The organism is Brevundimonas sp., assembly GCF_046299595.1.
GTDB lineage: Bacteria > Pseudomonadota > Alphaproteobacteria > Caulobacterales > Caulobacteraceae > Brevundimonas.
In genome coordinates this window covers 1-18274 of the sequence record NZ_JBKBHQ010000002.1, presented here as the reverse complement: position 1 = coordinate 18274, position 18274 = coordinate 1, and the positions used below count along the sequence as shown (strand labels likewise).

The following is an 18274-nucleotide window of genomic DNA, read 5'->3' as shown; positions in this document are numbered from 1 at the left end:
CTTACACCGCCACCGGGGCCTTGATGTGCGGCCACGGCTCATAGCCTTCCAGAACGAAGTCCTCGCGGGCGAAGGCGAACAGGTCGTCGCGCGGGGCGATGCTGATGCGGGGCAGGGCGCGCGGCTGGCGCGAGAGCTGGGTCTGCGCCTGCTCGATGTGGTTCAGATAAAGGTGCGCATCGCCGAAGGTGTGCACGAACTCGCCGGGCTCAAGGCCCGTCACCTGCGCCATCATGTGCGTCAGCAGGGCATAGGAGGCGATGTTGAAGGGCACGCCCAGAAACACGTCGGCGCTGCGCTGATAGAGCTGGCAGCTCAGCTTCCCGTCCGCCACGAAGAACTGGAACAGACAGTGGCACGGCGGCAGGGCCATGTCGTCCACATCGGCCGGGTTCCAGGCGGTGACGATGTGGCGGCGGCTGTCGGGATTGGTGCGGATGCTCTCGACCACGCGGGTGATCTGGTCGATCACGCGCCCGTCCGGCGCGCTCCACGAGCGCCACTGCTTGCCATAGACGGGGCCAAGCTCGCCCTGGGCATCGGCCCACTCGTCCCAGATGCTGACGCCGTTGTCGCGCAGCCAGCCGATGTTGGTCTCGCCGCGCAGGAACCACAGAAGCTCCACGATGATCGAGCGCAGGTGCAGCTTCTTGGTGGTCAGCAGCGGAAAGCCCTGCGAGAGGTCAAAGCGCATCTGGCGGCCGAACACGCCCAGCGTGCCCGTGCCGGTGCGGTCCGAGCGACGCGCGCCGTTGTCGAGAATGTCCCGCAGCAGGTTCAGATACTGCCACTCGGGATGCTCCGCCTGTGGGCTCGCCACGGAGGCGGGCGCGGACGACAGCAGGGGGGTGGCGAGGGCGCTCATGACCATCAGCTTGCCTGATTCGCGCCGCGACCGGGCAACCTCGTTGGCCTGTGAGGGTTAGCTATGCACAAGCCAGTTCGCTGTCCTGTGGATGGAGGAGCGCCGTGTCGCCCCTCATGATGACCATTGCCTTGACCTGCCTCGCTGCGCTGGCGCTTCTTTGGATGTATTCGCAAAACCTCGACCCCGAGCGGCCCGGCGGGCGCAGGCGGAGGCTGATCCGGGCCGACAACACGGTGCCGCGCGCGCGCCGCTTCGAGCGCTGGGCACCTTTCGGCGTCGCCTATGACGTGGAGCGCATCGCCCACCGCATGCCGGGGCGGGTCCGCCATCACCTGGCGCGCGGCGACAGGAAGTCGGCTGTAGAGGCCCTGCGCCGCAGCCATCCGGGCATCGCGCGCAGCCGCGCCCGCTCGGCCATCAGCCGCTACGAGCATGATGCAGGCGCGCCCTGACCGACGGGCCAACGATTAGCGGCGCCGGGGTCTTTATTTCGCCCGAAAAGGGTATATAAGCACGCCTTCGTCCGGGCCTGCGAAAGCGCCCGGACCGGCACCGAGGCCCGTCCGCCCCCGACGATGCGAAGGTGCGCTCCTGCCCAAGGGAGCTTTCAAAAATCAGGTGTCCTGGGCGTTTCGCCCGAGGGTGGATGCCAAGTCGATCACGGCGTGACGGACGCGGCCAGCGTCTGCGCGCCGTCATGTGCATTGGACACTGCGGGGTCGCACACGGGCGGCCTTCGCGCATTGGGAACGCAAAATGGCTCAATCGAACGGCCTCATGCTGAATGGCCACGACTCCTTCACGGGCAAGAAGCGCATCCGCAAATCCTTCGGGCGCATCCCCGAGGCGGTGCAGATGCCGAACCTCATCGAGGTTCAGCGCAGCTCCTACGAACAGTTTCTTCAGCGTGAGGTCCGCGCGGCGGACCGCCGGATCGAAGGCATCGAGGCGGTGTTCCGCTCGGTCTTCCCGATCAAGGACTTCAACGAGCGCTCGGTGCTCGAATATGTGTCCTACGAGTTCGAGCCGCCCAAGTACGACGTCGAGGAGTGCGTCCAGCGCGACATGACCTATGCGGCGCCGCTGAAGGTGACGCTGCGCCTGATCGTGTTCGAGATCGACGAGGAGACCGGTGCGCGCTCGGTCAAGGACATCAAGGAGCAGGACGTCTACATGGGCGACATTCCGCTCATGACCGACAAGGGCACCTTCGTCGTCAACGGCACCGAGCGGGTGATCGTCTCGCAGATGCACCGCTCGCCGGGCGTGTTCTTCGATCACGACCGCGGCAAGACCCATGCGTCGGGCAAGCTTCTGTTCGCCGCGCGCGTCATCCCCTATCGCGGCTCGTGGCTGGACTTCGAGTTCGACGCCAAGGACATCGTCTATGTCCGCATCGACCGCCGCCGCAAGCTGCCTGCCAGCACCTTCCTGATGGCGCTGGGCATGGATGGCGAGGAAATCCTGCGCACCTTCTATGACTCGGTGCCTTACGAAAAGCGCAAGGACGGCTGGGTCACGCCCTACAAGCCCGAGCGCTGGCGCGGTGTGAAGCCCGAGTTCGATCTGGTCGATGCCGATACCGGCGAGGTCGTGGCCCAGGCCGGACAGAAGATCAGTGCGCGCGCCGCCAAGAAGCTGGGCGAGAGCGTCAGGTCGCTGTCGCTGGCGCCTGATGCTCTGGTGGGCCGCTATCTGGCTGCCGATGCGGTCAACATGCAGACCGGCGAGATCTATGCCGAAGCCGGTGACGAGCTGGATGCTGCCCTGATCGAGGCGCTGGAGGCCCAGGGCTTCACCACCATCGACGTGCTCGACATCGACCATGTGACCGTGGGCGCCTACATGCGCAACACCCTGCGCGTGGACAAGAACACCAACCGCGAAGACGCCCTGTTCGACATCTATCGCGTCATGCGCCCCGGCGAGCCGCCCACGCCCGAGGCCGCCGAGGCCATGTTCCAGTCGCTGTTCTTCGATGCCGACCGCTATGACCTGTCGGCGGTGGGCCGCGTGAAGATGAACATGCGCCTCGAGCAGGACGTGTCCGACGAGATCCGCGTGCTTCGCAAGGAAGACATCCTCGAGGTTCTGAAGATTCTGGTCGGCCTGCGCGATGGTCGCGGCGAGATCGACGACATCGACAACCTGGGCAACCGCCGGGTGCGTTCGGTGGGCGAGCTGCTGGAAAACCAGTACCGCGTCGGCCTGCTGCGCATGGAGCGCGCCATCAAGGAGCGCATGTCCAGCGTCGACATCGACACGGTCATGCCCCACGACCTGATCAACGCCAAGCCTGCGGCGGCGGCGGTGCGCGAGTTCTTCGGCAGCTCGCAGCTGTCGCAGTTCATGGACCAGACCAATCCGCTGTCCGAGATCACCCACAAGCGCCGCCTGTCGGCCCTTGGTCCGGGCGGTCTGACGCGCGAGCGCGCCGGCTTCGAGGTGCGCGACGTGCACCCGACGCACTATGGCCGCATCTGCCCGATCGAGACGCCCGAAGGCCCGAACATCGGCCTGATCAACTCTCTGGCCACCCACGCGCGGGTCAACAAGTACGGCTTCATCGAGAGCCCGTATCGCCGCGTCTCCGACAGCAAGGCCGCCGAGGAAGTGGTCTATATGTCGGCGATGGAGGAGGCCAAGCACGTCATCGCCCAGGCCAACATCGGCCTCAGCGCCAAGGGCGAGATTCAGGACGACCTGGTTCAGGTGCGCATCAACGGCGATGTGACGCTGGCACCCAAGGAGCAGGTCGACTTCATGGACGTCAGCCCCAAGCAGGTGGTGTCGGTGGCCGCGGCCCTGATCCCCTTCCTTGAGAACGACGACGCCAACCGCGCGCTGATGGGCTCGAACATGCAGCGTCAGGCCGTGCCCCTGGTCCAGGCCGACGCGCCCCTCGTGGGCACGGGCATGGAAGCGGTCGTGGCGCGCGACTCCGGTGCCGTGGTCGTGGCGCGCCGCGACGGTGTGGTCGAGCAGATCGACGGCACGCGCATCGTGGTTCGAGCCACCAACGAGACCGATCCGAACAAGCCCGGCGTGGACATCTTCCGTCTGTCCAAGTTCCAGCGCTCGAACCAGTCGACCTGCATCAACCAGCGTCCGCTGGTGCGCGTGGGCGACAAGGTCAAGGCCGGCGACGTGATCGCCGACGGCCCCTCGACCGACCTTGGCGAGCTGGCTCTGGGCCGCAACGTGCTGGTCGCGTTCATGCCCTGGAACGGCTACAACTTCGAGGACTCGATCCTGATCTCCGAGCGCATCGTGCGCGACGACGTGTTCACCTCGATCCACATCGACGAGTTCGAGGTCATGGCCCGCGACACCAAGCTGGGGCCGGAGGAAATCACTCGCGACATCCCCAACGTCGGCGAGGAGGCCCTGCGCAACCTCGACGAGGCGGGCATCGTGGCCATCGGCGCCGAGGTTCACCCCGGTGACATTCTGGTGGGCAAGGTCACGCCCAAGGGCGAAAGCCCCATGACGCCGGAAGAGAAGCTGCTGCGCGCCATCTTCGGCGAGAAGGCGTCGGACGTGCGCGACACCTCGCTGCGCCTGCCGCCGGGCGTGTCGGGCACGGTGGTCGAGGTGCGCGTGTTCAACCGTCACGGCGTCGACAAGGACGAGCGCGCCCTGGCCATCGAACGCGCCGAGATCGAGCGCCTCGGCAAGGACCGCGACGACGAGCTGGCGATCCTTGAGCGCAACGTCTACGGGCGTCTCAACACCCTGCTGGTCGGCAAGAACGCCACCTCGGGCCCGAAGGGTCTGGGCCGTGGCCAGATCAGCGCCGAGAAGCTTTCGGAAATCAGCCGTGGCCTGTGGTGGCAGATCGCGCTGGACGACGAGAAGGCCATGGGCGAGCTGGAGGCCATGAAGCGCCAGTTCGAAGACGCCCGCAAGGCGCTGGACCGTCGCTTCGAGGACAAGGTCGAGAAGCTCCAGCGCGGCGACGAGATGCCCCCCGGCGTCATGAAGATGGTCAAGGTGTTCGTGGCCGTGAAGCGCAAGCTGCAGCCCGGCGACAAGATGGCCGGCCGTCACGGCAACAAGGGTGTCATCTCCAAGATCCTGCCGATCGAGGACATGCCGCACCTCGAGGACGGCACCAATGTGGACATCGTGCTGAACCCGCTGGGCGTGCCCTCGCGCATGAACGTGGGCCAGATCTTCGAGACCCACCTCGGCTGGGCCGCAGCCGGCCTGGGCCGCCAGATCAACCAGCTCATGGAAGACTGGCAGAACGGCGGGCAGAAGAAGGCCCTGATCGAGCGGCTCACCGACATCTACGGCAAGGACACGCCCCTGCCGGAGAGCGAGGACGAACTGCTCGAGCTGGCACGCAACCTCAGCAAGGGTGTGCCGTTCGCCACGCCCGTGTTCGACGGGGCGCACATCGCCGACATCGAGCGCCTGCTCGAGGATGCTGGACTGGAGCGTTCGGGTCAGTCGATCCTGTATGACGGTCAGACCGGAGAGCGCTTCAAGCGTCCGGTCACGGTGGGCTACATCTACATGCTGAAGCTGCACCACCTGGTCGACGACAAGATCCACGCCCGCTCCATCGGCCCGTACTCGCTCGTGACCCAGCAGCCGCTGGGCGGCAAGGCGCAGTTCGGCGGCCAGCGCTTCGGCGAGATGGAGGTCTGGGCCCTGGAAGCCTATGGCGCCGCATACACCCTGCAGGAAATGCTGACGGTGAAGTCCGACGACGTGGCCGGGCGCACCAAGGTCTATGAAGCCATCGTCCGCGGTGACGACAGCTTCGAGGCCGGCATTCCCGAGAGCTTCAACGTGCTCGTCAAGGAGATGCGCTCGCTGGGCCTGAACGTGGAGCTGGAGAACAGCTGACGCGAAGTCCGCCCTCTCCCGCCCGCGCGGGGGAGGGCGCAGCCGCCCCAGCCCAGCTCTTTCATGATTTTCGCGGGGGACGTCCCGCATTGAGGAACCAAGATGAACCAGGAAGTCCTGAACATCTTCAACCCGGTCCCGGTCACGCCGACCTTCGACCAGATCCGCATCGCCCTGGCCTCGCCCGAAAAGATCCGCTCGTGGTCGTTCGGCGAGATCAAGAAGCCCGAGACCATCAACTACCGCACGTTCAAGCCCGAGCGTGACGGCCTGTTCTGTGCGCGCATCTTCGGTCCGACCAAGGACTACGAGTGCCTGTGCGGCAAGTACAAGCGGATGAAGTTCAAGGGCATCATCTGCGAGAAGTGCGGTGTCGAAGTCACCCTGGCGCGCGTTCGCCGCGAGCGCATGGGCCACATCGAGCTGGCCGCGCCGGTCGCGCACATCTGGTTCCTGAAGTCGCTGCCCTCGCGCATCTCGCTGATGCTCGACATGGCGCTCAAGGACGTGGAGCGCGTGCTCTACTTCGAGAACTACATCGTCACCGAGCCGGGCCTGACTTCGCTGAAGCAGGGTCAGCTGCTGACCGAGGACGAGTACTACCGCTTCCAGGAAGAGTTCGGCGATGACGGCTTTACCGCCGAGATCGGTGCCGAGGCCGTGCGCAACCTGCTCATGGCCATCGACCTGCACGCCGAGGCCGAGAAGCATCGCGCCGAGCTGGCCGACAGCCCCTCGGAAATGAAGGCCAAGAAGGCGTCCAAGCGCCTCAAGCTGATGGAAGCCTTCATCGAGTCGGGCAACAAGCCCGAGTGGATGATCCTGACCGTCGTGCCGGTGATCCCGCCCGAGCTGCGCCCGCTGGTGCCGCTGGACGGTGGCCGCTTCGCCACCTCGGACCTGAACGACCTCTATCGCCGCGTCATCAACCGGAACAACCGCCTCAAGCGCCTGATGGAGCTGCGCGCGCCTGACATCATCATCCGCAACGAAAAGCGGATGCTGCAGGAGTCGGTCGACGCCCTGTTCGACAACGGCCGCCGCGGCCGGGTCATCACCGGCACCAACAAGCGCCCGCTGAAGTCGCTGGCCGACATGCTCAAGGGCAAGCAGGGCCGCTTCCGCCAGAACCTGCTCGGCAAGCGCGTCGACTATTCCGGCCGCTCGGTGATCGTGGTCGGTCCCGAGCTGAAGCTGCACGAGTGCGGCCTGCCCAAGAAGATGGCGCTGGAGCTGTTCAAGCCCTTCATCTATGCGCGCCTCGACGCCAAGGGCCTGTCGGGCACCGTCAAGCAGTCCAAGCGCATGGTCGAGCGCGAGCAGCCGCAGGTGTGGGACATCCTCGACGAGGTGATCCGCGAGCATCCGGTTCTGCTTAACCGCGCGCCGACCCTGCACCGCCTCGGCATCCAGGCGTTCGAGCCCAAGCTGATCGAGGGCAAGGCGATCCAGCTTCACCCGCTGGTCTGCGCCGCCTTCAACGCCGACTTCGACGGCGACCAGATGGCCGTGCACGTTCCGCTCTCGCTGGAAGCCCAGCTTGAGGCGCGCGTGCTGATGATGTCGACCAACAACATCCTCAGCCCCGCCAACGGCCGCCCGATCATCGTGCCCTCGCAGGACATCGTGCTGGGTCTCTACTACCTGTCGCTGGTCAAGGACGGCGAGCCCGGTGAGGGCAAGCTGTTCGCCAACATGGGCGAGATCGATGCAGCGCTCGATGCCGGCGTGGTCAGCCTGCACACCAGGATCAAGGCCCGCTGGACCGAGATGGACGACAGCGGCGAGACGGTCACCCGCGTGATCGACTCCACGCCCGGTCGCATGAAGATCGGCGCTCTGCTGCCGCGTCATCCGGCCATCGGCCACAAGCTGATCGAGAAGAACCTGACCAAGAAGGAAATCGGTAATCTGATCGACGTGGTCTATCGCCACTGCGGCCAGAAGGCGACGGTGATCTTTGCCGACCAGATGATGGGCCTGGGCTTCCGCGAGGCCGCCAAGGCGGGCATCAGCTTCGGCAAGGACGACATCGTCATCCCCGCCAAGAAGACGCCGATCGTCGAGGAAACGCGCCGACTGGTCGAGGAATACGAGCAGCAGTATGCCGACGGTCTGATCACCAAGGGCGAGAAGTACAACAAGGTGGTCGACGCGTGGGCCAAGGCGACCGATCGCGTCGCCGACGAGATGATGGCCGAGATCGCCCAGAAGAAGGCCGGCAAGGACGGTCGCGAGGCCGAGATCAACTCCATCTACATGATGGCCAACTCCGGCGCCCGTGGCTCCCAGGCCCAGATGAAGCAGCTCGGCGGTATGCGCGGCCTGATGGCCAAGCCCTCGGGCGAGATCATCGAGACGCCGATCGTGTCGAACTTCAAGGAAGGCCTGACCGTGCTCGAGTACTTCAACTCGACCCACGGCGCGCGCAAGGGCCTAGCCGACACCGCGCTCAAGACTGCCAACTCGGGTTATCTGACCCGCCGTCTGGTGGACGTGGCGCAGGACTCGATCATCACCGAACTGGACTGTGGCACCACGCGCGGCATCACCCTGCGTGCTGTCGTGGAGGGCGGTGACGTTCTGGTCAGCCTCGGCCAGCGCATCCTGGGCCGCTACACGGCCGAGGACGTCAAGGAGCCCGGCACCAACGATGTCGTCGTGCCCGCCGACACCTATTGCGACGAGAACGTCATCGAGCAGATCGAGGCCGCGGGTGTCTCGTCGGTCAAGGTGCGCTCGGTCCTCACCTGCGAGAGCGAGACGGGCGTGTGCGCCAGCTGCTATGGCCGTGATCTGGCGCGCGGCACCCATGTGAACATCGGTGAGGCCGTCGGCGTGATCGCCGCCCAGTCCATCGGTGAGCCGGGCACCCAGCTGACCATGCGGACCTTCCACATCGGCGGCACCGCTCAGGTGGCCGAGCAGTCCTTCTACGAGGCGACCAATGCGGGTGCGATCCGCATCACCGGCCCCACGGTCAAGGCCGCCCACGGCGATCTGGTGGCCATGAGCCGCAACCTGCAGATCACCGTAGTGGTCGATGGCAAGGACCGCGAGTCCTACAAGGTGCCGTATGGTGCGCGCCTGCGCGTCAAGGACGGTCAGGAAGTCACCAAGGGCCAGCGCCTGGCCGAGTGGGATCCCTACACCGCCCCGATCCTGACCGAAGTGGGCGGCAAGGTCCGCTTCGAGGACATCGTGGACGGCCTGTCGGTGCGCGAGGAAACGGACGAGGCCACCGGCATCGCCCAGCGCGTCATCAGCGACTGGCGTGCCAGCCCGCGCGGCGCGGACCTGCGTCCGGCCATGGGCCTGGCCGGTCAGGACGGGGCTTATCTCAAGCTCGCCTCGGGCTCGGATGCGCGCTACCTGCTGCCGGTCGGCGCGATCCTGTCGGTGGGCGACGGCGATGAGGTCAAGCCCGGCGACGTGCTGGCGCGTCTGCCGACCGAAGGGGCCAAGACCCGCGACATCACCGGCGGTCTGCCGAGGGTGGCGGAGCTGTTCGAGGCCCGCAGGCCCAAGGACTGTGCGGTCATCGCCGAGATGGACGGCCGCGTCGAATTCGGCCGCGACTACAAGAACAAGCGCCGCATCAAGATCACGCCCGAGCCCGATGCCGACGGCAATCAGGCCGAGGCGGTCGAGTTCCTGATTCCGAAGGGCAAGCACATCTCGGTTCAGGACGGCGACATGGTCATGCGCGGTGACTACATCATCGACGGCAACCCCGATCCGCACGATCTGCTGCGCATTCAGGGTGTCGAGGCGCTGGCCGAGTACCTCGTCAACGAGGTGCAGGAGGTCTATCGTCTGCAAGGTGTGCCGATCAACGACAAGCACATCGAGGTGATCGTTCGCCAGATGCTGCAGAAGGTGGAAATCCTCGAGCCGGGCGATACCGGTCTCATCAAGGGCGACCACCTCGACAAGGTCGAGGTCGATGCCGAAAACATCAAGGCCGAGAAGCGCGGCGGTCGCCCTGCGGTCACCCAGCCGGTCCTGCTCGGCATCACCAAGGCCAGCTTGCAGACCCGCAGCTTCATCTCTGCGGCCTCGTTCCAGGAGACGACGCGCGTGCTGACCGATGCCTCGGTCAACGGCAAGATCGATACTCTGGAGGGCCTGAAGGAGAACGTGATCGTGGGTCGCCTGATTCCGGCGGGCACGGGCTCGTTCCTGCGCGGTCTGCAACGCATCGCCAACGAGCGCGATGCCGAGCTGACCCAGGCGCGAGAGGATGCCGTCGAGGCCCTGCCTGCCGACCTGGCGCTGGAACTGGAAGGCGAGCAGACGTCCGAATAGGGCGCTGCCTTCAAGGTGAACTGAAAAGGCGGCTCGCAGCGCGGGCCGCCTTTTTTCTGCGCCGCCCGGAATTCTTCGGCAGATTACTGCGGAGCCGATCGCCCGCCGGAGCGGAAGTTTTCCTCGGGGCGCTGGAAGCTGTCACGAAGATAAGCTCCCGCGCAGGTGCCGCGAAGATTGCCGCCCACGCAGTCGGGCGATGCGCCGCTGACGCCCACCGATCCGGCGGGGGCTGCGCGCATGGCCTCGTGACGCGCCAGATTGCGCGCACCCTGCTCGGCAAAGGCGGCATCGCGCGCGGCATTGCCCGATCCGGTGATGACCGTGGCCTGATCGCGATCGCGGCCCAGCCAGGCGGCGCAGGCCTCGCGCTGCTCTGTGGTCTGCTGCGCGGCGGGCAGGTTGCAGTTCATGCGGTTGTTCAGACCCCAGCGGATGCGCGCGTCCCGATCAGCGGTGGCGACCGGAGGGCGGGTCTGTTCAGGCGGCGGCAGGGTCTCGGTGGGAAGTGCCGGGGCCCTTTCCTCGAAGATGGTGCCCACCTCGGGCGCGGCCTCGTTGCGGCTGACAGCTGCGCTGCGGGCGTCCGCCGGAGGCGTGAGTGTCTCGCGCTCCACCAGATCAGAGACGGGCGCGCGCGGCATGATGTCGAGATAGAGGGTGGGCTGGCTGAGCGGCACCGGGGGCAAGGTCAGGGTGCGCACGGCCCACAGGCCCAGCACCAGCGCATGCACAAGCACCGAGAGCGCCAGCACGATCGCCTTGACCTGTCCGCCGGTGAGGGACGGGCGCAGTCTCAGATAGTGCAAGGCGCGTGCGCTCATGAAAGCCCCACACCCGAACGCCCGGCTCCCCAGCCGGCGCGAAGCCTAGCGGACGGCCATGGCAGCGACCAGCCCTGCTATCATTACAATGCGGACAGTCACGGTGCGGGGAGAAGCTGATGCTCTACTCGCGCCGCAGCGCCTCGATTGGGTCCAGCTGGGCGGCGCGCCATGCAGGATAGGCACCGAAAACCACGCCCACGAACACCGAAAAGCCCAGCGAGACGGGCGCCGCCCAGCTCGGGATCGCGGTCGGCCAGTCGCCCAGATGCGACATCAGCATGGCACCGCCGACGCCCAGCGTCAGGCCGATGATGCCGCCCGCCAGCGACAGGGCGATGGATTCCAGCGCGAACTGGGTGAGGATGTCGCCGCGCCGCGCGCCCACGGCCATGCGCAGGCCGATCTCGCGCGTCCGCTCGGTCACGCTGACCAGCATGATGTTCATGATGCCCACCCCGCCCACGATCAGCGACACCCCTGCCACGGCGGCCAGCAGGATGGTGAAGGTCTGGGTGGCCGAGCCAGCCGCCTCCAGGATCGAGGCCATGTTCTGGACCTGAAAGTCATCGTCCTGGCCCGGTTGCAGGCGGTGCTGCACGCGCATGACGGTCTTCACGTCCTCCTCGACGCGATAGAGCACGTTCTCGTCCGCCGCCTTGACGTAGATCTGCTGGACCTCGTCCCCGCGCAGGCGGCGGCCGAACAGACGCGAGCGACCGGACTGAAGGGGTACCAGCACGATGTCGTCCTGATCCTGACCCACGCCGGTCTGGCCCTTGCTTTCCAGCACGCCGACCACGGTGAAGGGCACGCGCCCGAGCCGGATGCGCTCTCCGACCGGATCCTGTTCGCCGAACAGTTCCCGCGCAACAGTCTGGCCCAGCACGGCAACGGTCTGTCGCGCCTGTCCCGCATCGAACATCTGGCCGGTGGCGATGCTCATGTCGCGCGCGATCAGATATTCCGGCGTCACGCCCTCGACGCGCGAGTTCCAGTTGGTGCCTCCGGCAATGATCTGCTGGTTGCCCCGCACGGCAGGAGAGACCGCCACCACACCATCGATCTGGCGCAGGGCCTCGGCATCGCGATCGGTGAGGTTGGCTCTGGAGCCCGCCGCACCCCGGGCAAAACCGGGTCCGCCACCCGTGCCGGGGGTGACGATCAGCATATTGGTGCCGAGGCCCGCGATGGCCTGGGTCACGCGCTGCTGTGCGCCAAGGCCGATGGAGGTCATCATGACCACGGCGGCCACGCCGATGACCACGCCCAGCGCGGTCAGGGCGCTGCGCATGGGGTGGGCCAGAATGGCGCCGACGGCAAAGCGGACCAGTTCGCGGATCATGAGGTCGATCCTTCGTCAGAGATGATCAGGCCGTCGCGGAAGGTGATGCGGCGGCGCGCTCGCGCGGCCACCTCGAGGTCGTGGGTAACGATGCACAAGGTGATGCCCTGGCTGTTCAGTTCGTCGAACAGGGCCAGCACCTCCTGCCCCGTGGCCTGATCGAGCGCGCCGGTGGGCTCGTCCGCGAGCAGCAGGTCGGGCTGATTGGCCAGAGAGCGGGCGATGGCCACGCGCTGCTGCTGACCGCCTGACATCTGGGTCGGCTTGTTGACGAGGCGATTGCCAAGGCCGACCCGCTCGAGCAGGGCCACGGCGCGCTCGCGCCGCTCGCTGGCGGGCACACCCCCGTAGATCATCGGCAGCTCGACATTCTGGACCGCGCTCAGGCGCGGCAGAAGCTGAAAGCTCTGGAAGACGAAGCCGATGCGCCGGTTGCGGAAATCGGCCAGCGCATCGTCATTGAACTGGGCCACCGGCTCGCCCTCGAAGCTGTAGGTGCCCGAGGTGGGCCGGTCGAGGCCGCCCAGAATGTTCATCAAGGTGGACTTGCCCGAGCCCGAAGGCCCGACGATGGCAACGTGCTCGCCGCGCGCGATGCCCAGCGAGACGCCGGCCAGGGCCGCGACCTTCTCCTCGCCCATGATGTAGGTCTTGGTGAGGGTGTCGATCTCGATCATGGCCTACATCTTCACCCGAACACCGCCAGGACCGCCCCGGCCCTGTTGCTGGATGCTGGCCGGGGGACGCGGACCACCGCCCACGATCACCTGATCGCCCTCGCGCAGCTCGCCGCTCAGCACCTCGGTGAAGCTGCCGTCCGACGCGCCGATCTGGACCGGCACGGCCACGGGCTGACCATCGCGCAGCACCCAGACCACGCCGCGCTGGCCGCCGCCGCCCGCAAAGCGTGCCCGTGCGGTCTCTAGGCGGGCCTGCTGGTCGGGGCGCAGCAGGGGCCGGATCTCGTCAAACGCCTCGTTGAAAGCAGCCGCCATGGCCGCGCGCCGGGCACCGCCCTGACCGCGTCCGCCTGCGCCTGCGCCCCCACCGCTAGCGCGGGCCTGGGCCGCAGCGCGATCCAGAATGGGGCGCACCTGATTGCGCTGGGCATCGTCAAGCTGCAGTTCCTCGAGGATGCGCACGCTCATGTCACCCTGACCCTGACGGTTCATCTGGCGGCCCCCGCCACCGCCAAAGCCGCCGCCGCCCACGCCGGGCGCCCCGCCGAAGCCGGGCGGTCCGCCCGCGCCGCGCGCTCCGCGCGGTGCCTGCATGTTCGCGGGCGTGAAGCGCAGCGCAGCCGAGGGCACGCGCAGCACATTGGCGCGGCGCTCCAGGATGATGTCGGCATTGGCGGTCATGCCCGGCAGCAGGCGCTCGCCCGGATTGTCGGCCTCGACCACCACGGTGTAGGCAACCACATTGGCCTCGGTGCGCGGCAGGCTTCGGACCTGGGTGACGACGCCGGTGAAGGTGTCGCTGGGGAAGGCATCAACGGTAAAGCGCACCGCCTGGCCTTCACGCACCTGGCCGATGTCGGCCTCGTCGACGCTGATCTCGGCCTTCAGGCGCGAAAGGCTCTCGGCCACGGTGAACAGCACCGCGACATTGAGGCCCGAGGCCACGGTCTGACCAGGCTCGATCTGACGGTCGATGACCACGCCGTCGATGGGCGAGGTGATGACGGTGCGGCCACGCTCGACCTGATTGGCACGCAAGGCGGCCTGCTGCTGGGCGACATTGGCGCGCGCGCTCTGCAAGCTGGCGCGGGCGGTGGCAAGCTGGGCGCTGGCGGTGTCGAGGGCTGCCTGAGCGATGATCTGGCGCTCGAACAGGAAGCGCTGGCGGTCGTATTCGGCCTGGGCCAGGGCCACGTTCGCCTCGGCCTGAGCGACGCTGGCGGCGGAGGAGGCGACCTGGGCGCGCGACTGCTCGATACGAGAATCGTAGGTCTGGGGATCGAGCACGGCCAGCGTCTGTCCCCGGCGTACCCGGTCGTTGAAATCGACCAGCACCTGCGTCACCTGCCCCGAGAGCTGTGAGCCGACCTGTACCGTAACCAGCGCGCCCAGCGTGCCCGAGGCCGAGACGGACTGGGTGATGTCGCCGCGCGAGACGGTCTCGGTGCGATAGGGATCGGCCTCGTCGCCGCCGCGAAGGAAGAAGAACCAGACGGCCACCAGTGCAACGATGATCCCGCCCAGTGCCAGCCAGAGCATGCGGCCGCGAGGACGTTTGATCTTGGCAGCGTTCCGGGGCGTGCCGGGCCTTGCACCGAAGGTCGGAAATTTCATGACGGCTGTTTCTTCTTGTTGGGCGTGAGGGTTCTAAGCGTTTGAACGTGCCACAGGTGCCCGATCCGTCGGTGCAGGGCGCGCTTTATGTATCGCTGGTGTGCGACTATCGCCCTTGGACGGGCGCTGGGAAAGCCTTGACCTTGCAGGCAATGGAGCGTAAAGGGCGCGCACTTCGAGGCATGGGCGGTTCGCCGCTTGCTGATCTCGCAGACATTCGAAGACCCAAGGGGCTGTGCCCGCCGGAGCGTCCTTAGCGCGCGTTCCGGCTCGTTTTGTTGCAATGACACCGGTCTGCGCAACGCCTCGACGGGTCTTCAAAACAGCCCGGGCCCTCAAGGGTCCAAAAGAAGGAACCGCAGGCGCACCGGCCGAAAGGCACACGCCCGCCCCAAGAGACAGAAGACGAAAAGAACCATGCCTACGATCAACCAGCTTATCCGCAAGCCCCGCAAGCCTAAGCCCGTGCGCAACAAGGTGCCCGCGCTGGAAGGATGCCCCCAGAAGCGCGGCGTCTGTACGCGCGTCTATACCACGACCCCCAAGAAGCCGAACTCGGCGCTTCGTAAGGTCGCCAAGGTGCGCCTGGCCAAGTCGGGCGTCGAGGCGGTGTGCTACATCCCCGGCGAGGGTCACAACCTTCAGGAGCACTCGGTGGTCCTGATCCGCGGCGGCCGCGTGAAGGACCTTCCCGGCGTGCGCTACCACATCCTGCGCGGTGTGCTCGACACCCAGGGCGTCAAGAACCGCAAGCAGCGCCGCTCGCTGTACGGCGCCAAGCGTCCGAAGTGATCCTGACCCCGCAATAGCGAACATCGCCCGCTCCGGCGTCGTCCCGGGGCCGGGCCCAGCCCAACGAAGAAGAGATACCCATGTCCCGTCGTCACCGCGCCCAGAAGCGAGAAGTTCTCCCCGATCCCAAGTTCGGCGATCTGGTCGTCACCAAGTTCATGAATTACGTCATGTACGAGGGCAAGAAGGCCGTGGCCGAGAACATCGTCTATGGCGCCTTCGACATTCTCGCCGAGAAGAAGAAGGATCAGGAGCCGCTGGCCACCTTCCACGCCGCCCTCGACAACGTGGCTCCGGCCGTCGAAGTGCGCTCGCGCCGCGTCGGTGGTGCCACCTATCAGGTTCCAGTCGAGGTGCGCCCCGACCGCCGCCGCGCCCTGGCGATCCGCTGGCTGGTGAATGCTGCGCGCGCGCGCGGCGAGAACACCATGACCGAAAAGCTGGCCGCAGAGCTGCTCGACGCTTCCAACAACCGCGGCGTGGCCGTGAAGAAGCGCGAAGACACCCACAAGATGGCCGAGGCCAACCGCGCCTTCTCGCACTATCGCTGGTAAGCCGCGGCGCCCGCCGTCAAAGCCTTTAAGTCGCGGGCGGTTTGCGTTAGACCGCCCGCGTATTTGCAAGACCTCCCCTTTGCCTGTCTCCAGGCGCTTCGGACATCCGAGTTAGACCATGCCCCGCACCCATAAAATCGAGGACTACCGCAACTTCGGCATCATGGCCCACATCGACGCGGGCAAGACGACGACGACCGAGCGGATCCTTTACTACACCGGCAAGAGCCACAAGATCGGCGAAGTGCACGACGGCGCTGCCACCATGGACTGGATGGAGCAGGAGCAGGAGCGTGGCATCACCATCACCTCGGCTGCCACGACCGCGTTCTGGAACGACAAGCGCCTGAACATCATCGACACGCCCGGCCACGTGGACTTCACCATCGAGGTGGAGCGCAGCCTGCGCGTGCTGGACGGTGCCGTGACGGTGCTGGACGGCAATGCGGGCGTCGAGCCCCAGACCGAAACCGTCTGGCGTCAGGCCGACAAGTACAACGTGCCGCGCATCATCTTCGTCAACAAGATGGACAAGATCGGTGCCGACTTCGACAAGTCGGTCGAGTCGATCCGCGACCGCCTGGGCGTGAAGGCCGTGCCGATCCAGCTGCCGATCGGTTCGGAGTCCAACCTGAAGGGCCTGGTCGACCTGGTCCGCATGAAGGCGGTGGTCTGGGACAACGATGGCCTGGGCGCTTCTTTCCGCGACGAGGAAATCCCCGCCGATCTGGTCGACAAGGCCAACGAGGCGCGCCAGTACCTGATCGACAACGCGGTCGAACTCGATGACGAGGCCATGGAGGCCTATCTCGAGGGCAACGAGCCGTCCGAAGAGACCCTCAAGAAGTGCATCCGCAAGGCCGTGCTGACCGGAGCCTTCTATCCGATCCTGTGCGGCTCGGCATTCAAGAACAAGGGCGTGCAGCCGCTTCTGGACGCGGTGGTCGACTATCTGCCCTCGCCGGTGGACATCCCGCCGACCAAGGGCATCGACTACAAGACCGAGGCCGAGGTCGAGCGCAGGGCGTCCGATGACGAGCCCCTGTCGGTGCTGGCGTTCAAGATCATGGACGACCCGTTCGTCGGCTCGATCACCTTCTGCCGCATCTATTCGGGCAAGATGGAAACGGGCATGGGCCTGCTGAACTCGACCCGCGACAAGAAGGAGCGGGTGGGGCGCATGCTGCTGATGCACTCCAACAACCGCGAGGACATCAAGGAAGCCTATGCCGGTGACATCGTCGCCCTGGCCGGCCTGAAGGACACGCGCACGGGCGATACCCTGTGCGATCCGATCAAGTCGCCGGTGATCCTGGAGCGCATGGAGTTCCCCGCGCCGGTGATCGAGATCGCCGTGGAGCCCAAGTCCAAGGCCGATCAGGAAAAGCTGGGCGTGGCCCTGGCCAAGCTGGCCTCGGAAGACCCTTCATTCACCGTCTCGACCGACCACGAGTCGGGCCAGACGATCCTGAAGGGCATGGGCGAGCTGCACCTCGACATCAAGATCGACATCCTCAAGCGCACCTACAAGGTCGAGGCCAACATCGGCGCGCCGCAGGTGGCCTATCGCGAGTCGATCACCCGCAAGGCCGAGATCGACTACACCCACAAGAAGCAGACCGGCGGCACCGGTCAGTTCGCCCGCGTCAAGCTGGTGTTCGAGCCCGGTGAGCCCGGCTCGGGCTTCGTGTTCGAATCCGCCATCGTCGGCGGTGCGGTGCCCAAGGAATACATTCCCGGTGTCCAGAAGGGCCTCGAGTCGGCCAAGGAAAACGGTCTGCTGGCCGGCTTCCCCCTGATCGACTTCAAGGCGACCCTGATCGACGGCGCCTTCCACGACGTGGACTCCTCGGTGCTGGCGTTCGAGATCGCGGCGCGTGCCGCGTTCAAGGAACTGCGCGAGAAGGGCGGGCCCAAGCTGCTCGAGCCGATCATGGCCGTGGAAGTGGTCACGCCCGAGGAATATCTCGGTTCGGTCATCGGTGACCTGAACGGTCGCCGGGGCATGATCCAGGGTCAGGACATCCGCGGCAATGCCACGGTGGTCAACGCCTTCGTGCCGCTGGCCAACATGTTCGGCTATGTGAACACCCTGCGTGGCATGTCCCAGGGCCGCGCCCAGTTCACCATGCAATACGATCACTACGAAGGCGTGCCGCAGCACGTCGCCGACGAGGTGATCAAGAAGTACGCGTAAGGCTTTCCGACCTCTGGAAAGTCCCCTGATGTCGCCCGGTCCGTGCCTCGCATGGTCCGGGCATCTCACCCCAGAAACCCTGACGCCCCCTTCTGGGGCTGGAGCTAGAGAAAAATGGCCAAGGAAAAGTTTGAACGGAACAAGCCGCACTGCAACATCGGCACGATTGGTCACGTTGACCACGGCAAGACGACGCTGACGGCGGCGATCACGATGACGCTGGCGAAGTCTGGCG

The 18274-nt window shown here is 66.2% G+C and carries 12 protein-coding genes; 7 read left to right on the top strand and 5 right to left on the bottom strand.

Annotation, left to right across the window (positions count from 1 at the left end; all coding sequences use genetic code 11):
* Position 1 precedes the first annotated feature (1 nt).
* Positions 2–865, bottom strand: a complete 864-nt coding sequence (locus tag ACK4E3_RS11845; protein WP_409701329.1) for a thymidylate synthase — start codon at positions 863–865, stop codon at positions 2–4.
* Positions 866–969: 104 nt separating this feature from the next.
* On the opposite strand from ACK4E3_RS11845, the gene ACK4E3_RS11840 reads away from it, so the two are divergent.
* The 3 genes from ACK4E3_RS11840 (at position 970) to rpoC (ending at position 10033) form a co-directional block, all read left to right on the top strand.
* The gene (locus ACK4E3_RS11840) at positions 970–1320 is read left to right on the top strand and encodes a hypothetical protein (RefSeq protein WP_409701326.1); all 351 of its coding nucleotides are present in this window, start codon (positions 970–972) and stop codon (positions 1318–1320) included.
* 325 nt (positions 1321–1645) lie between these two features.
* Positions 1646–5725 carry a DNA-directed RNA polymerase subunit beta gene (gene rpoB / locus ACK4E3_RS11835; protein ID WP_409701520.1) on the top strand — a complete coding sequence of 1360 codons (4080 nt, stop codon included), beginning with the start codon at positions 1646–1648 and terminating at the stop codon, positions 5723–5725.
* A gap of 102 nt (positions 5726–5827) precedes the next feature.
* Positions 5828–10033, top strand: a complete 4206-nt coding sequence (gene rpoC, locus ACK4E3_RS11830) for a DNA-directed RNA polymerase subunit beta' (protein WP_409701324.1) — start codon at positions 5828–5830, stop codon at positions 10031–10033.
* 83 nt (positions 10034–10116) lie between these two features.
* Here rpoC and ACK4E3_RS11825 read toward each other — a convergent pair whose 3' ends face one another.
* The 4 genes from ACK4E3_RS11825 to ACK4E3_RS11810 form a co-directional block, all read right to left on the bottom strand.
* Positions 10117–10857, bottom strand: coding sequence for a hypothetical protein (locus tag ACK4E3_RS11825; RefSeq protein ID WP_409701321.1), 741 nt, complete (start codon positions 10855–10857; stop codon positions 10117–10119).
* A gap of 124 nt (positions 10858–10981) precedes the next feature.
* On the bottom strand, positions 10982–12202 hold the full coding sequence (locus ACK4E3_RS11820) for an ABC transporter permease (RefSeq protein ID WP_409701318.1): 1221 nt from the start codon (positions 12200–12202) through the stop codon (positions 10982–10984).
* Positions 12199–12879, bottom strand: a complete 681-nt coding sequence (locus ACK4E3_RS11815; RefSeq protein ID WP_409701315.1) for an ABC transporter ATP-binding protein — start codon at positions 12877–12879, stop codon at positions 12199–12201. Before ACK4E3_RS11815 ends, ACK4E3_RS11820 begins: the two co-directional genes overlap by 4 nt.
* A gap of 3 nt (positions 12880–12882) precedes the next feature.
* Positions 12883–14496, bottom strand: coding sequence for an efflux RND transporter periplasmic adaptor subunit (locus ACK4E3_RS11810; protein WP_409701312.1), 1614 nt, complete (start codon positions 14494–14496; stop codon positions 12883–12885).
* Between the two features lie 417 nt (positions 14497–14913).
* Here ACK4E3_RS11810 and rpsL point away from each other — a divergent pair, with 417 nt between their 5' ends.
* The 4 genes from rpsL to ACK4E3_RS11790 form a co-directional block, all read left to right on the top strand.
* Positions 14914–15288: a 30S ribosomal protein S12 gene (gene rpsL, locus ACK4E3_RS11805; protein WP_409701309.1), complete on the top strand. Its 375-nt coding sequence runs from the start codon at positions 14914–14916 to the stop codon at positions 15286–15288.
* 80 nt (positions 15289–15368) lie between these two features.
* Positions 15369–15842, top strand: a complete 474-nt coding sequence (gene rpsG / locus ACK4E3_RS11800) for a 30S ribosomal protein S7 (protein WP_409701306.1) — start codon at positions 15369–15371, stop codon at positions 15840–15842.
* Between the two features lie 118 nt (positions 15843–15960).
* Positions 15961–18039 carry an elongation factor G gene (fusA, locus tag ACK4E3_RS11795; protein ID WP_409701303.1) on the top strand — a complete coding sequence of 693 codons (2079 nt, stop codon included), beginning with the start codon at positions 15961–15963 and terminating at the stop codon, positions 18037–18039.
* A gap of 114 nt (positions 18040–18153) precedes the next feature.
* The coding region (locus ACK4E3_RS11790; RefSeq protein ID WP_293535829.1) for a GTP-binding protein at positions 18154–18274 on the top strand (121 nt) is incomplete at its 3' end.

Coding starts and splice junctions, on each gene's coding strand:
- ACK4E3_RS11845 (WP_409701329.1), bottom strand. CDS start 865: ATGAGCGCCCTCGCCACCCCCCTGCTGTCGTCCGCGCCCGCCTCCGTG.
- rpoB (WP_409701520.1), top strand. CDS start 1,646: ATGCTGAATGGCCACGACTCCTTCACGGGCAAGAAGCGCATCCGCAAA.
- rpoC (WP_409701324.1), top strand. CDS start 5,828: ATGAACCAGGAAGTCCTGAACATCTTCAACCCGGTCCCGGTCACGCCG.
- ACK4E3_RS11825 (WP_409701321.1), bottom strand. CDS start 10,857: ATGAGCGCACGCGCCTTGCACTATCTGAGACTGCGCCCGTCCCTCACC.
- ACK4E3_RS11820 (WP_409701318.1), bottom strand. CDS start 12,202: ATGATCCGCGAACTGGTCCGCTTTGCCGTCGGCGCCATTCTGGCCCAC.
- ACK4E3_RS11815 (WP_409701315.1), bottom strand. CDS start 12,879: ATGATCGAGATCGACACCCTCACCAAGACCTACATCATGGGCGAGGAG.
- ACK4E3_RS11810 (WP_409701312.1), bottom strand. CDS start 14,496: ATGAAATTTCCGACCTTCGGTGCAAGGCCCGGCACGCCCCGGAACGCT.
- rpsL (WP_409701309.1), top strand. CDS start 14,914: ATGCCTACGATCAACCAGCTTATCCGCAAGCCCCGCAAGCCTAAGCCC.
- rpsG (WP_409701306.1), top strand. CDS start 15,369: ATGTCCCGTCGTCACCGCGCCCAGAAGCGAGAAGTTCTCCCCGATCCC.
- fusA (WP_409701303.1), top strand. CDS start 15,961: ATGCCCCGCACCCATAAAATCGAGGACTACCGCAACTTCGGCATCATG.